General features: G+C 65.0%; 19 protein-coding genes and 1 pseudogene. 7 read left to right on the top strand and 13 right to left on the bottom strand.

From position 1 onward, the window contains the following. Positions 1-13: 13 nt before the first annotated feature. From HHX35_RS06025 to HHX35_RS06060, 8 genes are all read right to left on the bottom strand, one after another. Entirely contained in the window at positions 14-316 is a 303-nt protein-coding gene (locus HHX35_RS06025) for a hypothetical protein (RefSeq protein WP_182897907.1), read from the bottom strand. Then, a complete protein-coding gene (locus tag HHX35_RS06030; protein ID WP_182897908.1) occupies positions 316-585 on the bottom strand; it encodes a hypothetical protein in 270 nt (89 codons plus the stop codon). Before HHX35_RS06030 ends, HHX35_RS06025 begins: the two co-directional genes overlap by 1 nt. Further along, positions 585-995, bottom strand: coding sequence for a plasmid replication, integration and excision activator (locus HHX35_RS06035; RefSeq protein ID WP_182897909.1), 411 nt, complete (start codon positions 993-995; stop codon positions 585-587). The genes HHX35_RS06030 and HHX35_RS06035 overlap by 1 nt, the downstream gene beginning before the upstream one ends. A 715-nt stretch (positions 996-1,710) precedes the next feature. Then, the gene (locus tag HHX35_RS06040) at positions 1,711-2,529 is read right to left on the bottom strand and encodes an integrase (RefSeq protein WP_182897910.1); all 819 of its coding nucleotides are present in this window, start codon (positions 2,527-2,529) and stop codon (positions 1,711-1,713) included. Next, complete coding sequence (locus HHX35_RS06045; protein WP_310738913.1) at positions 2,529-3,371, bottom strand: sigma factor-like helix-turn-helix DNA-binding protein; 843 nt, start codon at positions 3,369-3,371, stop codon at positions 2,529-2,531. Before HHX35_RS06045 ends, HHX35_RS06040 begins: the two co-directional genes overlap by 1 nt. A 146-nt stretch (positions 3,372-3,517) precedes the next feature. Then, positions 3,518-3,784: a hypothetical protein gene (locus HHX35_RS06050; RefSeq protein ID WP_182897911.1), complete on the bottom strand. Its 267-nt coding sequence runs from the start codon at positions 3,782-3,784 to the stop codon at positions 3,518-3,520. An 8-nt stretch (positions 3,785-3,792) separates the two neighbouring features. Next, positions 3,793-4,209 carry an ATP-binding protein gene (locus HHX35_RS06055; protein WP_182897912.1) on the bottom strand — a complete coding sequence of 139 codons (417 nt, stop codon included), beginning with the start codon at positions 4,207-4,209 and terminating at the stop codon, positions 3,793-3,795. A 97-nt stretch (positions 4,210-4,306) separates the two neighbouring features. Further along, on the bottom strand, positions 4,307-5,149 hold the full coding sequence (locus HHX35_RS06060; RefSeq protein WP_182897913.1) for a Scr1 family TA system antitoxin-like transcriptional regulator: 843 nt from the start codon (positions 5,147-5,149) through the stop codon (positions 4,307-4,309). A 1,211-nt stretch (positions 5,150-6,360) separates the two neighbouring features. Between HHX35_RS06060 and HHX35_RS06065 the strand changes: the two genes are divergently transcribed. The 3 genes from HHX35_RS06065 (at position 6,361) to HHX35_RS45070 (ending at position 10,709) form a co-directional block, all read left to right on the top strand. Then, positions 6,361-6,537 carry a hypothetical protein gene (locus tag HHX35_RS06065; RefSeq protein WP_182897914.1) on the top strand — a complete coding sequence of 59 codons (177 nt, stop codon included), beginning with the start codon at positions 6,361-6,363 and terminating at the stop codon, positions 6,535-6,537. Between the two features lie 341 nt (positions 6,538-6,878). Beyond that, the gene (locus HHX35_RS06070; RefSeq protein WP_182897915.1) at positions 6,879-8,990 is read left to right on the top strand and encodes a sensor histidine kinase; all 2,112 of its coding nucleotides are present in this window, start codon (positions 6,879-6,881) and stop codon (positions 8,988-8,990) included. Positions 8,991-9,644: 654 nt separating this feature from the next. Further along, positions 9,645-10,709: a ComEC/Rec2 family competence protein gene (locus tag HHX35_RS45070; protein WP_396779755.1), complete on the top strand. Its 1,065-nt coding sequence runs from the start codon at positions 9,645-9,647 to the stop codon at positions 10,707-10,709. Between the two features lie 1,244 nt (positions 10,710-11,953). On the opposite strand, the gene HHX35_RS06080 is transcribed toward HHX35_RS45070, so the two are convergent. Continuing rightward, positions 11,954-12,421, bottom strand: coding sequence for an AAA family ATPase (locus HHX35_RS06080; protein WP_182897917.1), 468 nt, complete (start codon positions 12,419-12,421; stop codon positions 11,954-11,956). Positions 12,422-12,746: 325 nt separating this feature from the next. Between HHX35_RS06080 and HHX35_RS06085 the strand changes: the two genes are divergently transcribed. Continuing rightward, positions 12,747-13,448 (top strand): hypothetical protein, encoded by a 702-nt coding sequence (locus HHX35_RS06085; RefSeq protein WP_182897918.1) that lies wholly within the window; start codon positions 12,747-12,749, stop codon positions 13,446-13,448. 99 nt (positions 13,449-13,547) lie between these two features. On the opposite strand, the gene HHX35_RS06090 is transcribed toward HHX35_RS06085, so the two are convergent. Beyond that, on the bottom strand, positions 13,548-13,943 hold the full coding sequence (locus tag HHX35_RS06090; protein ID WP_182897919.1) for an ester cyclase: 396 nt from the start codon (positions 13,941-13,943) through the stop codon (positions 13,548-13,550). 122 nt (positions 13,944-14,065) lie between these two features. Here HHX35_RS06090 and HHX35_RS06095 point away from each other — a divergent pair, with 122 nt between their 5' ends. Further along, positions 14,066-14,689 carry a TetR/AcrR family transcriptional regulator gene (locus HHX35_RS06095; protein WP_182897920.1) on the top strand — a complete coding sequence of 208 codons (624 nt, stop codon included), beginning with the start codon at positions 14,066-14,068 and terminating at the stop codon, positions 14,687-14,689. Between the two features lie 56 nt (positions 14,690-14,745). On the opposite strand, the gene HHX35_RS06100 is transcribed toward HHX35_RS06095, so the two are convergent. Then, positions 14,746-15,279 carry a YbhB/YbcL family Raf kinase inhibitor-like protein gene (locus HHX35_RS06100; RefSeq protein WP_041952786.1) on the bottom strand — a complete coding sequence of 178 codons (534 nt, stop codon included), beginning with the start codon at positions 15,277-15,279 and terminating at the stop codon, positions 14,746-14,748. Positions 15,280-15,429: 150 nt separating this feature from the next. Between HHX35_RS06100 and HHX35_RS06105 the strand changes: the two genes are divergently transcribed. Both HHX35_RS06105 and HHX35_RS06110 read left to right on the top strand, forming a co-directional pair. Further along, a complete protein-coding gene (locus HHX35_RS06105) occupies positions 15,430-16,131 on the top strand; it encodes a GntR family transcriptional regulator (RefSeq protein ID WP_182897921.1) in 702 nt (233 codons plus the stop codon). Positions 16,132-16,299: 168 nt separating this feature from the next. Beyond that, a pseudogene (locus HHX35_RS06110) lies at positions 16,300-17,073 on the top strand (SDR family NAD(P)-dependent oxidoreductase). Positions 17,074-17,095: 22 nt separating this feature from the next. Here HHX35_RS06110 and HHX35_RS06115 read toward each other — a convergent pair. Together HHX35_RS06115 and HHX35_RS44520 are read right to left on the bottom strand one after the other, a co-directional pair. Further along, positions 17,096-17,752 (bottom strand): response regulator transcription factor, encoded by a 657-nt coding sequence (locus HHX35_RS06115; protein ID WP_182897922.1) that lies wholly within the window; start codon positions 17,750-17,752, stop codon positions 17,096-17,098. Then, positions 17,742-19,814, bottom strand: a complete 2,073-nt coding sequence (locus tag HHX35_RS44520) for a sensor histidine kinase (RefSeq protein ID WP_182897923.1) — start codon at positions 19,812-19,814, stop codon at positions 17,742-17,744. The genes HHX35_RS06115 and HHX35_RS44520 overlap by 11 nt, the downstream gene beginning before the upstream one ends. Between the last annotated feature and the right edge of the window lie 37 nt (positions 19,815-19,851).

Below are 19,851 nucleotides of genomic sequence, written 5' to 3' on the forward strand. Positions count from 1 at the left end.
CCCCGCTTGCATCTCAGGCCGCCGAGTCGCAGGCCTGGGCCTGTTCGGCGTGGATGCGTTCGCAGTCGGCCAGGTACCGGGCGGCGGCGTTGAAGATCTGCCGCGCGATGTCCAGGTCCTCGGCGGTGATCGGGCCGGCCCCGGTGGTCGAGACCGTCACGTCCGCCTCGTCGGACTCCAGGACCAGGTACGGCCGCCCGGACTCCAGCACCCGAGCCCGCGCCCGGTTGATTGAGGCGCAGAACGAGATTCCGATGCGGGGATGCTGGCCGGGGTCGATCGACATCGACACGTGGGTGCAGGGGCCCTGTGCCATCAGGCCACCCCCCGGCCGTTGGCCAGGCCGTGAAACCGCCGCTCGACCGACCGGGCGAACGAGGCCGCCTCACGGGCGAGTTGCCGGGCGAACTCGACATCGGCCGGGCTGACCTGGTCGCTGTCCGAGGTGCTCACGAGGACCGAGGTCGAGCCGAAGTCCAGCGCCAGCACCGGCGTCCGGGCCGGGTATGGCATGGTCTTGGCCGAGGCGCCGCACCCGGTGTTGAGGCTGATCACGGCCGAGGGCCGCACCGTCCGCCGCCCCATCACGCCGCGTCCTTCGCAGCGTTGCCGGACTTGCCGGCCCCTGTGCGGGGAGCCCGCATCACCCGAGCCGAGATCGAATAAGCCAGCCGCCCCGTCGCCTGATGCACGTACGGCTTGACCTCCAACCCGTCGAACTCGGCCGGGGCCAGCGGCACACCGGGCAGCGACGGCGGGACGACCGGCTGCACCTCCGACAGGATCTTCACGGTCACCGTCTTCTGCGCGGCCTTGAGCGTGGGGTCGGCGTCCATCACCGGGACCTGCCAGATCGGAAGGCCGGTCGCCTTGTCCTTCGCCTGTACATCGCGCTTGGCGTCGAAGTCCTTCGCCGCGGTCACCTCGCCCACCACGTAGCAGCCGTGCGGGAACAGCAGCTCGAAGCTGATCGGGATGGGTCCTTGCAGTGCCATCGTTCACCACCTCCTTGTCCATCCCCCTATACAGCGGCGGCAGTCCGCGACGGGAACTGTCTAGGGGGCTATGCGATAGACGGTAGCGGACGTCCTCGCATCTGTCCAGGGGGGTAGACGCAGTGGATCGATCGTCTCTCATCTGGCGACTGGCTGCGAAGGGACAAGGTGAAGCGATACGTTTACTCGCGTCGGCGGCGGCCGGGTAGAGGCCCTTCTGCCTCTACCCGGGATCTAGGGGTTAGAAGAATCGCCAGCTGATCACGAACCCTCGGCGGCGCTTGGCATGCTTTCGCCGAGGGTTCCAGAAGCTGAACTCAAACTTTCCCGCCATGCGGGTATCCTTCCTCTGCTCGTTGTCCGCGCGCTTGTCGTGCGGCACGTGCATGAAGGTAACGTACTGCCGTCCGCCTCGGTGTCAATTCTCGGAAATTGCGTACACGAATACGCATTCCCCCAGGTCAGCGGCTACTACGCGTTGGCGCGGCCGACATCTCTCCGGCTGGCTTTTAGCTTAGATGGCTTAATCTCTAGTGCTTAAGCATAATCGCCTAGTGAGGTTGTCATATTTACTGCAGTACTTATCGCATAAGCATAGATGCTAAGTGGGATAGTAATAATTCTTGTGAGAGACTTCTAAGCTAGGTGGATAAATAATCTAGCTGGAGGTCTCTACCTCCGCTAGGAAGAGACTGAGCGGGTTGCAGCATGACAGCTAGATGGAAGCGAAGACCGCAGATGCGTCGTCGTGGCTTTTGCTGCGTGGCCAGCGTTCGCCGTGGGGGTCGGATCGCTCGGCCTCGCGGACTCTGCGGATTAGTGCAGCCGGACCGTCCTGCGTAAGGACGTCGAGGAGTTGCCGCCAGGTGATGAGGCGGTAGCGGCTGACGGCGTCGGCGGCTCCATCGGTTAGCAGGGCCGCGGCGCGTACCTGGTCGGTGGGGATGGTGCCGGTGAGTGCTTGGTCGGCGGCGAGGGGATCGGTGGAGGCGACCCAGAAGCCCCCGTCGCGGTTGCGGTACTGGCCGAGGATCTCGACGTACTCGCGGCGGGCTTCGGCGTGTTCGGGTGTGCCGCCGCGCAGGCTGTCGAGCCGGGCGCGATGGGGTGCGGCGACCTGTTCTAGCCGGTCGTCGCAGATCACCATCGGCTCGGGTGCGCCGGTGTCGAGGACAAGGGTGCTGTCGCCGAGGACGAGCCAGTCCAAATGGTCGGCGACTTGGCGGAGCATGACCACGGTGGCGGAGGGGGATCCGCCGTGGGTCAGGTCACAGGTGAAGTCGTGCAGTGAGGTGACGTGCTTGATGCCCTGGGCGAGGAGTTCGGGCAGGGGGCCGGCGCTTTGGGTCATCTCGGCGAGCAGGGCGGAACCGAGAGTGTGGGAGTACCACCGCACGCTGTGCGAGCAGGTCGAGGTGACACCTGGGGGGATGCTGGCGCCGTCGAGGAGGACGACGGCGTCGGCGGTGGCGCCGATGAAGTCTTCGTTGGGCCGGTCGGGATAGGCGGCTTCGCTGGCGAAGGCGACGCGCATCAGGTGTCCTCGTGCCGGTAGAGCGGGCTGGCCAGTTCCGCCCGCACTGGTTCCCCGCTTTGCGGGTCGTATTCGACGCCGACCACGCAGGAGAAGCGGCGGTCGCCGACCTGCCCCCACAACGCGGCGATCTCGCTGGCGAGCAGGTGGATGACGCCGAGGGAGCCGTTGGGGTGGATACCGGCAATGGCCAAGAACGAGCCGTTGCCGTCCGGGCGGGGCAGCCGGCCGAGGAAGGCAGAGTCGGTCGGCTCTGCGGGGTCGAGCTGCGAGCCGGACCGGTACTCGCGGCCGGTGCGAGTGTCCACCAGCTTCCACCCCTTGTCGTCGCGGCCCCAGCGGATGACCGGGTCCGCCTCGTACGCCTGGCGCATGGCCTCGGACATGCGGGGGCCGCAGATGACGAGCAGCCCTGGGCGGTTGAGGTCGATCTGCCCATCGACGGTGACGTTGTCGGTGGCCACAGTCAGGCCGAAGGTCCGGGCGAGGTCTTCCAGCCGCTTGCCGGCGCGCATGTCGTCCAGGGCAACCATGGAACGGCCAGTCGCGGCATCGTGCCGCAGCGGGGTCACCACGGTGACCGAGCCAACGCCGAGGAACGCGCCTTCGGGGGCGGGGCCGGTATGACGGATCTGGTGAATACGCCCGCGAGACAGACCGGCCTTCTCCGCGATCTGCGCATACGACATGCCCTGGGCGTGAAGCTCTTGGATGACGCGGCGGCGAAGCCGGGCCAGTTCGGTGACTTCTTGCTGGGCGGCGTTGAGTCGTTCGGTGGCGACCCGGAGCAGCAGGTAGGGATCGTCGATCGCGGCGATTTTGTCCAGGTCACTCGGTGGCACGGTTCCTCCTTGATGGTGCGCACCCGAGTCTAGGCCCCTAGACGAAATGCCGTCTATCCCTCTTGACAGTACGATTTTGATGGGTTTGCCGGTTGCTGGGTCCACGGCCCGGATAGCTGAGCGCCGGTTGGGGACACCTCGTGGGCTCACCGTGCCATTCCCGTCAGCAGGGCCGCCCAGACCTCACGTGCCTGGGCGATGGGCCAGCGGTGGGTCTCGCAGATCTCGGGTGCGTCCTCGTGCTGGAGGGTGCGCCTGATGAAGCCCTGCCCGCTCGCCTGGCACAGCTCGTACACCATGGCTAGGCAGTCGCAGGTCCAGGCGATCACTCGTACTCGCGTTCCGTCCGAGGGCTCGAACCAGGCCAGTTTCTTGCAGCCGGGCTGCCGGCGATCGGGGACGTGCGGACTCACGCAGCTCATCACCGAGACGTCGCCTGTGCGGCGGCTGCGATGGGGTCGACCTTGAGCAGTGCCCAGACGGTGCGGCCGGCCTGATTGCCGTACACGCCCCAGTTGTCGGCCAGGGAGGCGACCAGCAGCAGGCCGCGGCCGCCCTCGTCGTCGGTGGGCCGGACGAGCCGGGGAAGGCCGGGGCCGCCTTCGTCGGTGACGCCGATCCAGACCTGATCGGGTTCGGCCTGGATGCTGACGATGAACTTGCCGCCGAAGCGGGCCGAGGCGGTGTGCCGGACGGCGTTGGTCGCCAGCTCGCTCACGATGAGCTCGGCCGACTCGACCACGGGCCAGGCGCTGAGGGTGGCGGTGATGAAGCGGCGGGCTTCGGTGACCGAGGCGGGACGGCCGAGGAAGTACCGGGACAGGCGCCATGGGGGCATGGGACACGCTCCGTCGTATAGGGGGCTAGACATGGCTTTCGACTGGAGCGTATGACCAACGCTAGAAGGTTCTCAAGGAATACGACGCATAAATGCGTCAGTTGTCGAGCTGCTTCGCCAGCTCCCGGAAGTCCGCCGCGACCTCACCCAGCAGCGCCCGCAACTCGTCGCCGTACACGGCCGCACTCGCGAACGCCTCGAACGCCTCTTCGTGAGCGCCGATCTCGGCCGCCTCCGTCAGCGTGAGATCACCAGTCAGGCTGTCCACCACACTCACCGACCCGTCGAAGATGGTGAACCCGTGCAGCGGGAAGGCCGGAGCCTCCACCTTCCACGGCACGATGCCGAGCCGGACATGCGGCAACGTCGACACTTGGGCCAACCGGTCGAGCTGAGCCAGCATTAACGACGGCGACCCCGGCCAGGTACGCACCGCGCCCTCGGTCAGCACGAACGCGAACCGCCGGCCCTCCTCAAACAGCACCGCCTGTGCGTCGACCCGTACGGCCGCGGCCTTGGCCGCATCGTCCTCATCGGCATCGCGGCCTACCGCCACGGCCAGCCGCGCATACTCCGCCGTCTGCAACACGGCCGGAATCATCGCCGAAGAGAAGGCCGCCACCCACTTCGACGAACGCATACGCGCAGCGTTCGCCGCCTCCCGGCCAGCCAAGCCACCCTTCAGCCGGGACACCTCGTCACGCAGCCGCACAAGCAGCGTGTCCAACTCAGAGCGAGCGTCGTCATCGAGTTGGAGAGCCGCGGACACTCGCTCAACCGTCTCCGGCGTAGGCAACAACCTGCCCGTCTCCATCCGCGAGATCGTCGGCTGAGCCACCCCGGCCCGCTGCGCCAGCTCCTTACCTGTCAGCCTCGCATCCTTACGCAGCCGCCGCAGCAGCTCGCCCAGTTCCCGCAATCGATCCTGCCGCTCCTCCACCTCAGCGTTGTATCACGTGGCCGCGACTCCGAGAGGCATCCGCCGAATTCGCCAGTACGAGCCCGCATGCCAGAGCTAGAGCTATAGAGCTAAGGAATCGGGGTGGGCCATGGGAGGGATCGAATTACCCCGACGGTGATATGCCGACATCGAATTCGTTCATCCAACCATGCCGCGACTTCGGGAGACTGAAGTACTCTCAAGAGCTCGAAACAGGTATCAGTGCCACCCTTTATCGGCTTCGCCGTTATCACGTGGTTGTCAACCGCAACGGGTTCATCTCCCACCACAACAACGCCTCCGCTACGCAATCCACCGCCTACGCCTTGTCCTGGACGGGAGGTTCGCCGCATAGCCACGAAAGGTGGTTCTAATAAGCGGCCGGCGTACCGTCGACGGCGTACTGGTATCCCCATTTCGCCAGCGGCTGGCATTCCTTTCGCTGTAAGGTAGGGAGCTTCTGACCCCTCATGAGGGTCACGGTTGTCTACGACAGGGCCAACACGTACGTCGAATATATGGCCAACTTGATTACTCGAGGCTAGCTCTGGCCACCAGTGAGAGCGTATAGGTGCACTGTGACCAGGGTGACGGCGGCGGCCACGGATCGTAAATACATCGACGTCTGTGTGGGGGTCGAACTGACCGTAGGAGCGAAGTTCCTCAATATCGAGGATTGAGTCAACTGCGTTTCGCCAAGCTCTATAGCGGCTGCCGCTACGTAGGACATCGGGGAGTACTGCTGTCACCTGCCGAGAGGCTGACAATGCGGTTGCGGCGGTAAGATAGAAAACGCCGGCCTGAGAAGTCAATCCTGTCGCCCACTTGCACGTCCGTTCCACCTCCATCATGCCGAATGGAGGGTTTAGCAACAGGTGGCCCCGGAATTCGGAGGTATTGGCAAGGCGAGCAAGGCCGTCGCCGGGCGAAATCTTCGATAACTTGCTCAAGCCTACATCTAGACTGACTGTCCTAAAATCGCCTAACTGCCTATGCCGCGCCGCAGCCGCGATAAATAACCGAAGTTGTGCCACCTCTACAAAGCTGGCTTGTAGATCAGTCCCGCATAGCCGCTTGCCCCAACGAACAAGGGTCTCCCTTATCGTACGCCCAAGAGGAAGTGCCTCACTGGCGGCAAGCAAGAGGTCGCCAGCCCCACATGCTGGATCCCAGTAGGTTGTTCCGACAGGGTCTCGTCCTAGGTCCGCGACATGTGCGAACTGGTCACGCAGCCTGCCGCTAGTGAAGAAGGCACCGTCCTGTCTGCGCGCAAGAAGCGGAACAAGCGCACGCACTTGTTCGGCCGCCTGTCCATTGAGGGCAGCGTGGACGTCTTGCTGGATCGGACGCCATGCACCTCGTGCGACATCCGCGGCGAGCAGCTGTAGCTGGGCTGCGTATCGCTTGTACTGAGGTGAGCCCATCGACGCTCCTCCAGCTGGACACCGTCACTCCTTGATGATCTATCAGAGCCATTCTGCAGGAGAGGTGCGCTTGCGCGCGACCATCCTCGGGATACCAGGGGAGTGCTTGCGGGCAGCCGCCGCATGCAACTGCGGGAACCGCCGAAGTAGAAAACGGCCAAAGCTGCCAAGTAGGTACATCTCGTGACAAATCAGGCTAGAGATCGATCGCAAACAGGGGTATAGCAGGAGCAGGAACATGGGAATAAGGTGAGTCTGGCACTCACTAAGCGGCTCCACCTCCCGCCTAACGGAGAGCAACTAAGATGGCGCACTTCCGGTTTGCATCCGAGATACTGAGACGTCTCGGCGAGGAGTTGAATCCTGGAGTCGACCAGAGCATCCTTGAGTTGGTCAAGAACTCATATGACGCCGACGCATCCTGGTGTGAAGTCAGGTTTGAGGGAGTGGACCGCCCCGGAGGTCGGGTCCTGGTTCGGGACGACGGTGTAGGCATGCATCCGGCTGACATAGCCTCCGCCTGGTTAGTGTTGGGTCGATCCTCGAAAACAACTACCAAGTTGACGGGTAAGAACCGCACGTCGGCCGGTAATAAAGGTCTGGGACGGTTGGCTGCGCTGCGTATGGGTCAGCGTGTCATTCTTAGGACCAGACCGCAAAATTCGCCACAAGTATTCAGTGTGACGATCGATTGGAACACCTACGCTGATGCGCAAACGGTCGAGGAAGTTGATCTCCCAATCGCGAAGGCGCCGGCTGGTGATTTTGACTATGGGACCGAAGTAGTAGTCGACGGACTATATAAGGCGATCAGTCGCGGCGAAGCGCGAAAGCTCGCGAGGGCGATGCTTCTATTGGCAGATCCTTTCAGTGATAGCCCGGACTCGTTTCGGCCTCGGATAAGCTCAGAAGAGTTTGCAGACCTGGCAGAGATAGTATCCCGTTCATATTTCGATGAAGCGGATTTCCATCTTTCTGCCATCCTGGATGACAAGGGAATGGCTTCTGCCGAGATCTCAGATTGGCAGGGTAACGTCCTATGGACCGCCAATCACGAGACTTTGGGCGCACCCACGAAGCACCACAACAGGCCATATAATGCACCTCCCGCGCATTTCGACTTCTGGGCTTTTCGACTCAGCTCAGAATCGTTTAGCGTGCGATCGTCGTCCCTATCAGAGGTGCGACAGTGGCTCCGGGCCGTGGGTAACGTGCACCTATACATTAACGGTCTGCGGATTGCGCCATATGGCAATGAAGGCAACGATTGGCTGGGACTGAACGCGGCCCGGGTTGCTAGCCCAGAAGAACGGCCGTCAACGAATAACAGCATTGGTCGCGTTACTGTAGTGGACCCGAGCGAAAAGCTGCGACAGAAGACCGATAGAAGCGGAATCATTGAAAATGATGAATTTGAAGAGCTAAAAGCTTTTGCGGCAAATGCTCTCTCCTGGCTCGCCCGAGAACGCATGCGGCAAGCGGAGAATCGCCGGCGTGCACAGCGAGAGGCGGCACCGCAGAAGACCAAGAACGCGAAGGAGATCATCAAGAAAACTCTCAATAACATGAGTTCAAGTGAGGCGAAGCCGCTTATTAAGCAGTTCGAGCAGTACGAACGTAGCGCGGCTGAAGAGATTAGCTCTCTTCAGCGAGAGGTGGATTTGTATAGAACCCTCGCCAGCGCTGGCATCACCGCTGCCACGTTCGCACACGAAAGTCACGGCGGGCCGTTCAAGGTGCTCGATCAAGCTGTTCCCGCCATTGAACGGCGTGCAAGGAAGCTTTTGCCTGACCTCTACGATAAAGAGTTTGCGGAGCCTATCGAAGACATCCGCAAGTCAATGAGCGGATTGAGAGTTCTCGCGATCGCGATTCTCCGAATGCTGCGTAAGAGCAAGCGTCGTCGAGGATATATCGACGTGCATCAACTTATCCGAGAGGTGCTCTCCACTTATGAGCCTTTCCTGAATCAACGACATGCTCATGTTGTCTTCGAGGAATCGTCTGCACGAGCCGTACTCCTGGGCACCCCCGCCGGAATGGAATCGATCATCTCCAATCTTCTTACCAACAGCTTGGCGGCATTTGAACGCGCGGAAAGCTTCGATCGAACAATCAAGATAACGACGAGGGTGGACGTAGGTTCGCGACCGAGCGTCACTATAAACGTAGCCGACACCGGGCCAGGCATCACAGATCTGCCACTCGATGACATATGGCTACCCGGCCAGACCTCAAATCCGGAAGGCACCGGCCTGGGACTGGTTATTGTGAAGGATTGTGTCTCTGACTTGGGTGGCCAGGTCGCCGCGCACGAAAGAAGTGAGTTGGGTGGCGCAGAGTTCGTCATTCGACTGCCTATCCTTGCCTCAAGCGACAGAATTCGAGCGGCTGCATCTGGAGGGCAGCGGCGATGACTGTACGCTTCCGAGAGCGCGTCCTTGAGCGGGTGGCTCTAGTCGACGACCAACCTACTGTTCGATCTGCTTGGAAATACCCGGTGCAGGATGCTGATCTACGGCCAATCCCTATTAATGATCGGCTTCCTCCTCTCGCTGACTTCATACAACAGGCACCAGATCGATTTGATGCAGTCCTTGCAGATCACCGGTTGAGGACAACAACCTATTCAAGTTACAACGGCGCAGAACTTGTCGCCGCCCTTACGAAATCAGGAATACCGGCAGTCCTGTGCACGGCCTGGGAAGAGCAGCACGGCGATGAGATTAGGCCGTTTCGCCCTTTCATCCCCGCACTGATTCCAAGCCGGCATTTGAATCCTGATTCTCTTGTTCTCGCTCTTGAGAGGTGTATCCGTGAGATAGAGGGAGATCCGCCCTTTGATAGGCGGCCTTGGCGTACACAAGTTGTGATCGAAAGTTACGACGAAGACCACGTACAGATAGACCTGCCCGGTTGGCCTGTGGGAGAAATAATTAGGCTCCCTATGTCCCTCGTGCCAGTTTCAGTTAGTCAGTTGAAGTTGCCTTTCAGATGCCACGCGAGAGTGAATATAGGCGCTGAACGGGCAGGTGAACTATTCTTTTCGGATTGGGAGGTATAGCAAGCACGTGACTGACGGTCTCCCTCCACTCTTACCGTCGCGCTACCTTGCAATTCTGGATGTCGGGCACGGAGCCTGCGCCGTGGTAAGGGATGGTAGTGCAGTTACCCTTGTAGATGCTGGACCAAGCGCTGCTATTCTTGAGTTCTGCCGTCGTCATGGGGTTAAGTCCATTGATCGCGTGATTCTCACGCATGCTGATGCGGATCATATAAAGGGCTTGGTGCTGCTTCTATCGTCCGGTGAGATAAAAGTCGGCGAAGTTCTACTAAACTCTGATGCCCAGAAGGGTAGCAAGGACTGGAGCGCACTGGTTTGGGAGTTAGATCACTTAGAGCGTGATGGCCACGTACAGATGATCGTAGGAGTACGTGAGGGGGAATCTTTCCCTGTCGGCACTTCTATACATCTCCGTGTGCTCGCTCCGAGGCGAGGGCTTGTTGCTATAGGCCCTGGAGGGCGAGACAATGAAGGACGCCTGTTGCACGCCAACACGCTGAGTGCCGTACTTAGGGTCGACGTCGAATCCCGATTAGGAACTGCGCTGTTGACGGGAGACCTGGACGAAGTGGGGCTCCAGCACCTCATCGATACGAGAGCTGCTGACCTCAAGGCCGATGTGCTCGTATTTCCCCATCATGGTGGAAATGCCAAACCGAGTGCTACTCCGGCACTGAACTCCGAATATACTAACACTCTTTTAGATCATGTTCATCCTCGCTCTGTGATTTTCTCAATCGGGCGAGGCCGTCACAATACGCCTCGTCCGGAGATTCTCGCAGCTATTCGCTCGCATGGGAGCGCTCCAAGGGTAGCCTGCACTCAAATGTCGGTACACTGCGCAGTAAATGTCACTATCCAAGGTAATCATCTACTGCCGGTATTCTCCGTAGGGCGAGAGCGGAAAATCTGCTGTGCCGGTACTGTTATTCTCGACTTGGATAAGGGTGGCGACCCAAGCCCTTTGGGTACCCCGTATGATGCTTTTCGTCGTGAGGCTGCGCCTACAGCGTTATGTCGACTCCCTATCCCAATGCCTCCTGCTGACGATGGTGCATCAGGTGTCAATTAGAAATTCGTGTGATGTTTGCTTTGCCGAATTGCTCTAGTAGACATCAAGGACGGCGCTGCGCGCCGCCTCGCGGCCCTACGCCCGCTCGCCGGCCGGGCGTGCGGCCTGGGGGCCGGTCCCGGCCGGCGGCAGCTCCGGCCGCTCGTGACAAGCGCCGAATTGGCCTTCACACTGACGGCGTGGTCGCCCGAGAACAGTACGAACGCCTGGCCCGCCATCTCCAACAAGACGGACGCGAGCACGTCACAATGAGCTTCGCCCAGGTCGCCCGCGTCATCGGCGAAGAGCTACCTGCCAGCGCCTACAGGCACTCAGCCTGGTGGGCCAGCGACCCCAAGCACACGCAGGCCGTATGGCTCGATGTCGGCTACCGAGCAAGGCCCGACCTCGCAGTAAGACAGGTGACATTCATCCGCGGCTGACCAAGGCCGCCTCCGGTGGGGGCCTCCGGCTCCAGGATGCCGTCCGAGCTGCAGAGCGCGGGCCGCAAGTGGGCTGAGGTAGGAGCCGCGCATCCCTTCTGCCATCGACCCAGGCAGAGCCCAGCAGACCGGCTCCTCCGGCTCAAGCCCGTCTGTGACCCTTGGCGTCCAGTGGCCGAGGAACGGCGACCGGCTAAGGTACACGCGAAGACGGGCTTGCCCCTCCGTCGCCGGCCCGCTGCCGCTTCGCGGTGGGTCGACGGCATACGGGATGCGCAGAGGGCGAGCAGTGCGCGTCCGCGCAGGTCACGAGCCCGCTCTAGTTGCAGTTTTAGTTGCAGTTCCCCGCCGTCCCAGGCCGTTCCAGGAGGACCGCCGAGCGGTATTGGTCCAGGTGGAACGGATCTGGACGGCCAACAGCCGAGCTGCTAATGCGGTTTGGGTCTTAAGCCCATCCGGGGTTCAAATCCCCGAGCCTCCGCAGTTCAAAGCCCCTCTCGCCGACTTCGGCGAGAGGGGCTTTTTGATCTCCACAGGCCCTCTAGTTGCAGTTGCCTGCGGCCTTCGCCCCACAGGGCGGCCCCCATCAACGGTGCCACTCCTTGGCGCACTCGCGGGGACAGGATGCGATGCACCTTGAGGACCGTGCTCGACGATCGGCCCTGTTCCAGCATCGTCGTGTACGCCTTGTCGAGGTGCTCAGGGGCGATCCGGTCGCGGCGGTTACGGCCGAAAGCGGGATGCTCAAGGGCGGCGCTCCGCGCCGCCTCGCATTCGAGTCTGCCCAGGACGCACCAAGGCCCCTCATCCGCGGGACCGCAGCTAAGCAAGCCCTTCAAGCTGCTCGACGACCTGCGCTATGGGAGCACGCGCGTCGATCTCCATGGTCGCGGTAGCCCTCAGCAACGGCTCGACGACGCGAAGGTTCTCCAGGATCGCGTCTCGGTCCTCTGGCCGCTTGCCGTACGGATTGTTGGTCCGCGCGGTGACTCGGGCCAACAGCACCTCTGCGGGTGCGCTCAGCAACACGACGTGGTCGAACTGTGGATAGAACTTTCCCTGGTTGCTCTTACAGCCGGCCACGAACAAGGCACCCTGCTTGTGGCCGGCGAGCAGATCAGCGATCGCCTCCTCGCGCCATACCCAGTCCGACGAGCCGTCGGGCAGGTTGATCCAGCGGCTCCAATGGCCGTAGTCCGTGTCCACAACCCGGTGCCCTCGCGAGCCCAAGATCTGTAGAGCGGTCGATTTGCCGGTGCCCGACATTCCCGTAATCAAGATCTTGGGCATGACATGACCCTAAGCGAGATCGACTGCCGTTCTTGTGGCCTGAAGTTTCGGAGCTCCCTTGGCTCTGAAGTTCCCTCAAGACATGTCTCCGACAGGGGCGCTCCGGCTCGGAATCGCGCCGAGTTGGGGAGTGCGGGCTTACGTGGCTGAGGTAGGAGCCCGGGCAGTTGCTTTCACTCCTCGCCTCAGCGGGCGGCCCGCATGCGCCAGACGCTCAGGGGCGAGCTGGGGCAGGGCTCTCCCAATCTACGGTGATGCCTACCACTCCACTTAATGAGCGGAAACAGCTTCCGGCGCCCCAGCGGCCGCGCAATAGCATCCGAGCATGGACACGCCGTCTGATCTCGACCGCGCGTTGGAGGCTCTCTACGCGGCCTTCTCTCGGTATCCGCTTCCAATCAAGACGGACGTGTGTGACCACTGCGTGTCCGATGAGCGGGTTCGCGCGGCGCGTGCCGCACCCCTCCGCATGCTCACCGCATCCGCTCTGGAGCCCTACGCCTGGAATGCCCTGTACACATGGGGAGACGTCGAAGAGTTCAAGCACTATCTGCCCCGGTTACTGGAGCTGCTCATCCTCGAAGAGCTCGACGGCCTTCACGCCCGCTCCTTGATGCTGCGCGTCGGCGTCAGATGGCAAAGCTGGAGAAAGATCGAGCGGGAAGCCGTCATCGGCACAGTCGGCGCATGGTGGCGGCACACCCTGAACCACTATCCGCGTGACGTCGACGGCATGGATTTGATCGAGATCATCGCCGATGTCCTGAAGTTGGATCTGGCTCCCTGCCTGTCCGAGTGGGAGTCGAACACCACCGAGGCGGCGGCCCGTCACATGGCGTGGCTCATGCACGACTTCACCGTCAGCGTCGCCCACGACGCCGAGTGGTACGTGCTCCTGGACAACTGGATCAGGGGAACGGCACCAGTGGCGATCCTGGAGCGCGCATTCTTCTCCGCCGGCTCGCCGGAAGTGGCCCAGGAACTCTCCGACGCACTCGAGACCCACCGCATCTGGAGCCGGCACTGAACCGCGATCCACAGCGTCTCTGGCGGGGGCTCCGGCTTCGGGACGGCGCCGAGCTGGAGAACGCGGGCCGTGAGTGGCTGAGGGAGGAGCCCGATCAGATCAAGAGCCCGCTCTAGTGGTCACATCCTCGGGGCTGGCTGCGGGCGGGAATCCCGTGCTGGCCCCCCACATCTCCGCGAACCGGCCGTCGTCGATGCGGAAGATCTCGAACAGCATGGGCTGCGCGTCGCCGTCCGGAGCCGTGATCCCCTCGACGGTCGAGCGGACGGCGGCCTTGTCGCCGTCGACCAGGATGTCCTGGGCGACGACACGTATGCCGGGAAACCGGGCGACGAGCGCACGCCAGGCGTCTTTGCCCGCTTCGAACCCCGGTGTGCCGAGCGGATGGCTGAAGAAGGCGGGGGTGTGCAGGTCGGCGGCCTGGTCGAATTGCCGGCTGTTGAAGCACTCCTGCAACCGCCGCACCAGGGCGGTCGCGTCCTCGCGTGTGGTCATCGGCGTGGTCTCCTCGTAGCCGGCGGATCGGGTCATGGCGAGCGGCGCGAGTGCTAACCGGTGCGCCGCCCCGGTTGTGGCCATACTATTCGGTGCGGCGCCCCGGTTATGCTGATATCGACATGTCCAGCCAGCCACCTCAACCAGCCCCGGCGAACCCGGCGGCAGCTCACGGGAGCGACCGGGAGCTACGGGCCGACGCGCGCCGCAATCGCGAGCGTGTCCTGCGAACCGCGCAGCAGTTGTTCGCGACGGAGGGTCTCGGTGTCTCGCTCGATGAGATCGCCCGCCGCGCGGGCGTCGGCCCCGGCACCGTGCACAGGCACTTCCCGACGAAGGAAGCGCTCTACCTCGCCGTCGCGACCGACCAGCTCAGGCGACTGGTGGCGGAAGCACAAGCACTTGCCGCCACCGGCGATCCCGCGGCCCTGTTCACGCTGCTGTCCGCGATGATGGCCAGCGGCGCCGAGAACGTAGCGGTGAAGAGCGCGCTGGTGGCGGCCGAGTTCGACCTGCGCACCGCCGCCCCGGACGTCGCGGCAGATCTCACGCGCCATGTCGCCAACCTGCTGGATCGCGCACACGCGGCCGGCGCCGTGCGTCCGGACCTCACCGTCGACGAGGTGATGGCACTGGTCGCCGGCGCCTTCGCCGCGATCCGCCACGCCGGCGCGGAAACGAGCCGCGAGCGCTCCGCGCACATCGCCCAGCTCATCCTCGACGGGCTACGGCCCCGGCCACGGTAAGCGGCACCGAAGGGAGTGGTTCTTCCATTCCGTGGTGTCGATGAGTCCGGACTTGCTCAGGCGGGGGTTTCGGCGGTCGCGGTCAGGACCGCGCGGCCGAGGGTGTGGCCGGCCATGGTGAAGCCGAGGAGGGCCGGGGTGGCGTCGGCCGGGACGCCGATGGACTCGACATCGAGGGCGTGCACCACGACGAAGTAGCGGTGCGGGCCGTGCCCCGCCGGCGGCGCGGCGCCGATGAAGCGGGCCGCGCGGACGTCGTTGGGCAGTTGGAAGGCGCCCTCGGGCAGGCCCGAGCCCGTGTCGTCGCCGGCGCCCTCGGGCAGCTCGGTGACGGCGGCGGGGATGTCGGCGACCGCCCAGTGCCAGAAGCCGGACCCGGTGGGGGCATCGGGGTCGTAGACGGTGACGGCGTAGCTCTTGGTGCCTTCGGGGGCGCCGCTCCAGGACAGCTGCGGGGAGATGTCCTTCCCGCCGGGGACGCCGGAGGAGAACTGCTCGGGCGGCCAGGCGGCGCCGTCGGTGACGGTGGTGCTGGTGACGGTGAAGGAAGCCGCCTCGGGGAGGCGGGCGAAGGGGTCGTTGGCGGTCATCGCGTCGTTCCTTTCCGGTCGTGCTGCGAGGTGACGGTGATGCGGCCGACGGAGAGCCCGCGGTCCGCGAAGAGGCATGTCGGCGTCTTCCGTCGCAATCGACCATAACACGGATAATCGATTATTTGTCGAATCGTCTATGCTGACCGCATGACTCGGACGGCCCACCCCCTGACCTCCCCGGGCAAGCAGATGCTCTCCGAACAGGTCTACGCACACCTGAGGGACGCGATCATGCGCGGGGACCACGCCCCTGGTGACGCTCTCAAACCGCAGGACATCGCCAAGGAGCAGGGCGTGAGTCTGGCCGTCGTGCGCGAGGCGCTCGTACGGCTCGTCGGCGAGGGCCTCGCCGACCGGCTGCCCAACCGCGGCTTCGCCGTCCCGGCCTTCTCCGACCGCCGCTGGCAGGAGATCGCGGAGGCCCGCCGGACCATCGAGCCGGTCGTGCTGCGCATGTCCATCGAGCGTGGTGACGTCGACTGGGAGGCCCGCGTACGAGCCGCCCACCACCGTCTGGCCCGCACCCCGCCGTTCGTGCCGGAGGATGGCGAGTACTACAGCAGCGCATGGTCCGAGGCCCACCGGGTCTTCCACCGCACCCTGCTGGAGGGCTGCGGCAACCCGGTCCTGCTGGAGACCTTCGACCGGATGTGGACCGCGAGCGAGTTGGCTCGCCGCTGGGCGGCGCAGCGCGATCCCGATCGGGACGCCGTCGGCGAGCACCGCCGGCTGGAGGAGGCGGCGCTGGCCCGCGACGCCGACACCGCGGCCGAGGTGCTGGCCCGGCACCTCACCCTGACCGCGGCCGCGCTGACCGGCTGTTCCCGGCAGGCGAAGGAAGTCTTGTAGGCCTCCCGGGCTGTCGCACACCGGTCGTCCGCACGAGCCACAGCGATTGGGCGGCCAGCGAGATCATTTTTCTCATCACGGCGCAAATAGTGATGATGATCTATATATGGGTCATCGGGGTATGTCGTTCGCCGGCCACGTAGATCTCGATCCACGAAAGGGGCGGATGTGGGCTCTTCGTACGTTGTCACCGGGGGTGGCCGCGGCGTCGGACGCGCGCTCGTCGAACGACTCCTTCAAGACACCGACAGCGTCGTCGTGATCGAATTCGACCCGTCGGCGCTCGAGTGGACCCGCACCCACCCGGCCGGTTCCCGGGTGATCGCGGTGGCCGGTGATGCCGCCGACGAGGCCGTCACGGAGCGAGCCGCCGACCTGGCGCAGGCGGCGGGCCCGCTCGCCGGCTGGGTCAACAACGCCGCCGTGTTCCGGGAGGCCTCACTGGACTCCCCGTCGGCGCGGGAGGTCCTGGATCTCATCGGGGCGAACTTCAACCCGGCGGTCGTCGGATGCATGACCGCGATCCGCCGCTTCCTGGGCGCCGGTGCGGGCGGGGCGATCGTCAACGTCTCCTCCCACCAGGCGCAGCGCCCGGTGCGCGGCTCCCTGCCGTACGCGACGGCCAAGGCCGCCGTCGAAGGACTCACCCGTGCGCTCGCCGTCGACTACGGACCGCGCGGCGTGCGGGTCAACGCCGTCGCCCTCGGCTCGATCAGCACCGAACGCTAGGAGGCGTTCCTCCGCGGCCAGGAGCCCATGGCGGCCGCACGCGTCGAGAACGAGATGAGCCTGCTGCACCCGGTCGGCAGGGTGGGACGCCCGGAGGAAGTGGCCGCCACCGTCGCCTACCTGCTGTCCGATGAGGCGAGCTTCATCAACGGCGCGACCGTTCCGGTCGACGGAGGCCGGTCGATACTCGGACGCGACCCCGAAGAAGCCTGAAAACCCGGCTCATCCGCCGCGATCAGCGGCCGAGGCCGGCGTCGCGGGCGCGAATGATCGCCTCCGCCCGGTCGGCGGCCTGGAGCTTGGTGAGCACCGCGTGCACGTGGTTGCGTACGGTCTTCTGGGACAGGAACAGCCGCGCGGCGATCTGGCTGTTCGACAGGCCGGCGGCCACCAGGTCGAGCACCTCGTGTTCCCGGGCGGTCAGGGTCGGGAACGGTGAGACGCTGCCGGCCTGCGGTCTCGGGGCCAGGAAGTCGGCGATGCGCGAGGCCAGGACCGCACCGAACACGACGCCGCCGCCGGCCACCGTGGTGATCGCGCGGACGACCTCGTCCGGCTCGGCGCCTTTGAGCAGATAGCCGCGGGCACCGGCGCGGAGCGCGTCGAAGATGGTGCCGTCCTCCTCGGACATCGTGAGCACCACGACGCCGATCTCCGGGTGCTTCTCGAGGATGCGACGGGTGGCCTCGATGCCGTCCATGTCGGGCATCTGCACGTCCATGACCACCACGTCGGGCTCTCGCTCGGCGGCCTGCCGCATGGCCTCGACGCCGGTCGAGGCCGTCCCGGCGACCTCGACCTCGTCGATGCTGCTCAGCAGTGCCGCGAAGCCTTCACGGAACACCGGATGGTCGTCCACCACGAGGACCGTCACCGGCCGCTTACCGGTCATCTCCCACCTTTCCTGTAGCTGTGAGCACGGGCGTCTGCCCGGACGGCGTGACGGGCAGCCGCGCCCACACCCGCGTACCGGCCGGCTCCGCGGAGGTCACGGTGCACGACCCGCCGAGTTCGGCGGCCCGTTCGCGCAACGACACCAGTCCCACGCCGGCCACCGCCTCGGCGGCGAGGCCGACCCCGTCGTCGACGATCTCCACGTCGAGGTGCCCGCCTTCGACGTCGCGGGTGAGCGACACCACGCACTCGCCGGCCCGCGCGTGCCGGACCACGTTGGTGATCGCCTCCGACGCGATCCGGTATGCGGCGACCTCCACGGCGGCCGGCAGGCCGGTGAGGTCACCCCGCTCCTCGACCCGGACGGTCAGCCCGGGGGCGCGCAGCCGCTCCGCCTGCTGGCGGATCGCCCCGACCAGGCCGACGTCGTCGAGCGCGGGCGGGCGCAGGCCGTGCACCAGCCGCCTCACCTCGGCGAGCATCCCGGTGAGCTCCTGACGAGCCAGGCCGAGGATGCGGTCGGCGTCCTCGTTCGACCTGCGGGCGGTGATCCGGGCGGTGTCGATCCGGGACGCGACCGCCGCGAGGGCCGGTCCCAGACCGTCGTGGAGCTCGCGACGCAGGCGGCGGCGCTCGTCCTCCACGGCCGACACGATGCCCTCACGACTGCGCTGCAGTTCCTCCGCGAGCCGTACGGCACGGGACGCCGCGGCGGCCTGGCGGATCAGGTCGGCCAGCAGCCGTTCGTCATTGGACGTGAGCCGGCGGCGGGCGGCCCGGCGCGGCAGCAACAGCCGCCCGATTATCTCGCCCCGATAGGTGATGGGAAGCGCCTGCGTCTCGGCGGGGCGCTCGCCGTCCTCGACGAGTAGCACCTCGCCGCTGACCTGGGTGATCTCCACGCCCACGTAGGGCGTGCGGAAGGCCCGGGCCACCGTTTTGGCCAGCGTGACGAGTTGCGCCTCCGAATCGTCGGTCCGCTCCAGCCGCTCGGCGAGCCCCGACATCACGTGATAGGGATCGTCCCGATCGCCGACGATCCAGCGTCGCACCAGACGCCACAGCCGGTGCCGGAGTTGCGCGTACAGGATGGCGACCGCGAAAACGGCGATGACCAGCCGTTCCCCCTCGTTCAGGCGTGGCCCGAGCAGCCGACCGGCGCTGCCCAGGACCAGCAGGTCGAGGACGAACGTCAGGGCGAGCAGGAGGCCGTACACCAGCGTCCCGCCGAGCAGCCGGTCGACGTCGACGAGGTCAGGCCGCACGATTCCGATCGCGACCGATGCGGCGGTGAGCACCACGGCGACGGTCAGGCCGACGGCGCCGAACCAGCCGGGCAGCAGCCGGAACGTCAGCATGACCAGGAGGTCGACCACGGCCGCCCACAGCAGCCAGCGCATCCGGGCGCGGTCGACGCCGGTGACCGTGCGGTAGCGCCGCACCACCACGACGAACGGAGCGACCAGGCTCAGCGGGAGGCACAGCTGTGCCACCAGCAGCAGACCGGTCCAGACGGCGTCCGGCAGCGGGAGATAGAGGGCCTCGAGGTTCAGCCTGCGCAGTGGCGCGGGCAGCGGGGTGGATGCCGCGGTCGCCTGGGCGATGCGGGACGGCGCCGCGAGCAGGGCCAGCGGGAGCAGGCTCGTCAGTCCGAGGCTGAGCAGCGAGGCGACCCGCCACCACCCGGAGGGCAGCTTCCCGTCCGGGAACAGCAGCAGCACCAGGGGGAGCAGCAGCACCAGGCCGGCGCCGAGCCGCTCGTAGACGATGAAGGCCGCGGACGCGCCGGGGAGAGCGGGATCGTGCGTGGTGGCGTAGGCGAGCCACGACGACGTCACGCCGTCCAGCGCCCACCAGGCGCCGAAGGCCGACATCAGGCGGCCGAGGGGATGACGCGGATAACGGCGGAGCACCACCATGCCGGCCGCGGCCAGTGCGACACCCGCTATCGCGTCGAACCCGCCCGGCTGTAGTTCGAGCACGGCACGGTGGGCCTGCGGCACCCGCAGATCGATCAGTGCTGCCACCGGTGTGGCGGTCACGGCGATCGCGAAGAGCACAGGCCCGAGGCTCAGGCGCGAAGGCCGACGAACCGTC

Origin of the sequence: Microbispora sp. H10830 (assembly GCF_014161375.1) — a bacterium.
Taxonomy (GTDB): domain Bacteria; phylum Actinomycetota; class Actinomycetes; order Streptosporangiales; family Streptosporangiaceae; genus Microbispora; species Microbispora catharanthi.